The 3145-nt window shown below is 68.8% G+C and carries 3 protein-coding genes; 2 read left to right on the top strand and 1 reads right to left on the bottom strand.

Annotated elements, in window-relative coordinates; all coding sequences use genetic code 11:
• The first annotated feature begins 151 nt into the window (after positions 1-151).
• Together ACFY9I_RS42200 and ACFY9I_RS42205 are read left to right on the top strand one after the other, a co-directional pair.
• Entirely contained in the window at positions 152-1636 is a 1485-nt protein-coding gene (locus ACFY9I_RS42200; protein ID WP_391012770.1) for an aldehyde dehydrogenase family protein, read from the top strand.
• Positions 1637-2049: 413 nt separating this feature from the next.
• Positions 2050-2511, top strand: a complete 462-nt coding sequence (locus ACFY9I_RS42205; protein WP_391012773.1) for an AsnC family transcriptional regulator — start codon at positions 2050-2052, stop codon at positions 2509-2511.
• Positions 2512-2526: 15 nt separating this feature from the next.
• On the opposite strand, the gene ACFY9I_RS42210 is transcribed toward ACFY9I_RS42205, so the two are convergent.
• Complete coding sequence (locus tag ACFY9I_RS42210; RefSeq protein WP_391012776.1) at positions 2527-2670, bottom strand: hypothetical protein; 144 nt, start codon at positions 2668-2670, stop codon at positions 2527-2529.
• Positions 2671-3145 lie beyond the last annotated feature (475 nt).

A 3145-nucleotide genomic window follows, 5' to 3' on the forward strand; every position in this document is an offset into this window, starting at 1 on the left:
GTGCGCTGGCTCGGCTCCGGACGGCAGGACTCCCTGCTGTCGGTCGAGAACACGGCCGGGATCGCCACCCCAGGAGGCGAGGCCGTATGACCACCCACCGATCGTGCTCTCTCAACCACACCATCCTGCGATCAGCGAAAGAGCCACGTGCATGACTGACACCCTCACCGCTCCCTCAGTGGAGTCGGCAGTCCTGGAAACCGTCCCCCGTGGCTTCCTCGCCCACGACTGGCAACCCGCCACCGGCGGTCGCACCTTCGAGGTGCGCAACCCCGCGACCGAGGAAGTCATAGCCACCGTCGCCGACTGCGGCGCACAAGACGCGCTGAAAGCACTGGACGCGGCGGCCGCGGCCGCCGACCAGTGGGCCCTCAGCAGCCCGCGGGACCGGGCGACCGTCCTGCACCGGATCACCGACGCCATGACCGAACACCGCGAGCGTCTGGCCCGCATCATCACGCTGGAGATCGGCAAGACGATCACCGAAGCCCGGGGCGAGGTCGACTACGCCGCGGCCTATTTCCGGTGGTACGCCGAGGAGGCGGTCCGCCCCCACGCACGCAGCACGCCCTCCCCGGACGGCAGGAGCCACATCGTCACCGTCGCCGAACCGGTCGGGCCCTGCCTGCTGATCACCCCGTGGAACGTGCCGCTGGCCATGGCCGCCCGCAAGGCCGCCGCCGCCCTCGCCGCAGGGTGCACCGCCGTGCTCAAACCGGCAGCGCTCACCCCGCTGTCCTCCCTGATACTGGGCGAGCTGGCACGCGAGGCCGGCGCGCCCGCAGGCGTCCTGACCGTGATCACCAGCAGCGACGCGGCAGCGGTGACCACGACGCTGCTGGCCGACCCCCGGCTGCGCAAGCTGTCGTTCACCGGGTCCACACCGGTCGGCAGGCTGCTGCTTCAGCAGAGCGGTGCCCGGGTGCTGCGCACCTCGATGGAGCTGGGCGGCAACGCGCCGTTCCTGGTCTTCGACGACGCCGATCTCGACCTCGCGGTCCGCGAAGCGATGATCGCGAAGATGCGGCTGGGCGGCCAGTCCTGTGTCGGCGCCAACCGGTTCCTCGTCCAGGAGGGGATCGCCGACGAGTTCGCCGCGGCGCTGGGCGAACGGATTGCCGCCATTCGGGTCGGCTCCCCGGACCGGGAGGACACCGAGCTCGGGCCGCTGGCCGACCACCGTGCGGTGGACAAGGTCCGCCATCTCGTCGAGGACGCCGTGGCCCGGGGCGCCGTCGTCATCGGCAAGGCGGAGATCCCTGACGGGCCGGTCCACTGGGCCGCCCCCACCGTGCTGGACCACGTCCCCGCCGACGCCGCGATCATGCACGAGGAGGTCTTCGGACCCGTTGCCGCCATCCACCGGTTCTCCACCGAGGCCGAGGCCATCACGGTGGCCAACGACACCGAGCACGGCCTCGCGTCGTACGTGATGACGTCCCACATCGACCGCGCCCGCCGGGTCGCCGCCCGCTTGCAGGCCGGAATGGTCGCCATCAACCGCGGCCTGGTCTCCGAGGTCGCGGCACCCTTCGGCGGGATCAAGCAGTCCGGCCTGGGCCGTGAGGGCGGGCCCGAGGGCCTCCACGAGTACCAGCAGCTCAAGTACCTGTCATTGCCCGGCTTTCACAGCTGAGCAAGCCGACACCAGCGGAGCCCTCTCCCCCCGTCGTGCAGGGCAAGGCAGTGACCGGGGTGAGGCTCCATTCCACTCCGTCCACCAGCGGCCCGGTCAAGGGTGGCCGCCAGTCTCCGGCGGCCTCAATGTCGCCAGCCTGGCCGCCCGGGCGGATCGTCGACAGGACGGCGGTGTGAAGCAGTTCCTGCCGTCGGCGCCTGCCTCTCAGTTCCTGGTCACCGACAGCAAAGGACATCCAGCAGTTGGCGGGGCAGGGCGTCTGGGACGTCAAGCAGCCGCGGCAGCCTGTTGGGGAGTCTCGGTTCTTCCTCACCGGCACCCCACCATGTTCCGCAGCCCCCACAGCACCCGTGATCCGAGTGCTGTGGGGCCCGCCATCTCCACCGACTTGACGAAGGAGACGGTTGGCCGTGGACGCCATCGACGAGAAGATCATCGCCGAGCTGACCCGCAACGCCCGCCTCTCGCACTCGGAGTTGGCCAGCAGGGTGCTGCTCTCCCGTAATGCGGTGCGCCAGCGCATCGAACGGCTGGAGCGGCAGGGCCACATTGCCGGCTACACCATCGTCCGTCCGGGCGGGGACACCGGCGATGTCGTCTCGGCGCTGGTCCTCGTCCACCGCCAGGACCGCATGCGCGGAGGCGACGTCCTGGCCGCACTCAAGAGCATGCCGGAGGTCGTCATCTGCGAGATCCTCAGCGGCGACTACGACATCATGGTGCGCCTGGAGGCAGCCTCGCTGGAACGCGTACGAGTCGTCTGGGAGAACATCGCCCAGATGCCCGGAGTACGAGACACGGTCACCGCCCTCACCCTGTCCAGCATCGTCAACCGTCCGGGAAGAAAACGGCGTACCACGCCATCGGGGTGAGCAGCGCCGCCATCGTCACTTCCCCGTCCAGTCCACCGTGACCATAAAGACCACCATCTCCACCCCGGTGGCCAGGGTTTCTTCGACACCCAGGCGGTCGCCAAAGCGATGTGGGGAGAAGGGCGCCGAGCACACCGACCGGGCGGCTTGGCGGGCCAAGTACTCCTCCTTGGCGGTGATCTCCGTCGACGTGCAGCACGGCGCTCTTGGCGTCGACCATTCCGCCGTGGAAGCGGTGGTGCAGTGCCGCCGAGAGGCCGGTCAGGTCGGCACCGATGATCGCCACGTCGACATTCGCCCGATCTCGGTCCGGGACCGGTCCGGACCCTGGGCAACGGCGTCGAGCCAGCAGAGGGTGAACTGCATGTCGCTGCTCTCTCCTGCCAGTGCCGTTCACTGTGAACGCGCGGCGCGTGGTCGGGCCCTTTGGAGGGTTCCGCAGGGTGGGCCTGAGGGAAGTTCGGGCCTGTTGACAGTTGTCGACAATCCTTTTATAGTCGACAATCGACAAAGATCATGCCGTGAGCAACCCTGGAACGAGACTGAAGGTGTGCCTGCAGATGACTTCGACGCTTAGTCGGGCAGTCGCCAACTACCCCAACCGGTTCGACCCGGGCGTACTGAGCGAACTCCC

Origin of the sequence: Streptomyces sp. NPDC012510 (assembly GCF_042955065.1) — a bacterium.
In the GTDB taxonomy this organism is placed as follows: domain Bacteria; phylum Actinomycetota; class Actinomycetes; order Streptomycetales; family Streptomycetaceae; genus Streptomyces.

What these genes read in the sequence shown, in the direction of transcription:
- ACFY9I_RS42200 (WP_391012770.1), top strand. Translation starts at nt 152, where the DNA reads ATGACTGACACCCTCACCGCTCCCTCAGTGGAGTCGGCAGTCCTGGAA.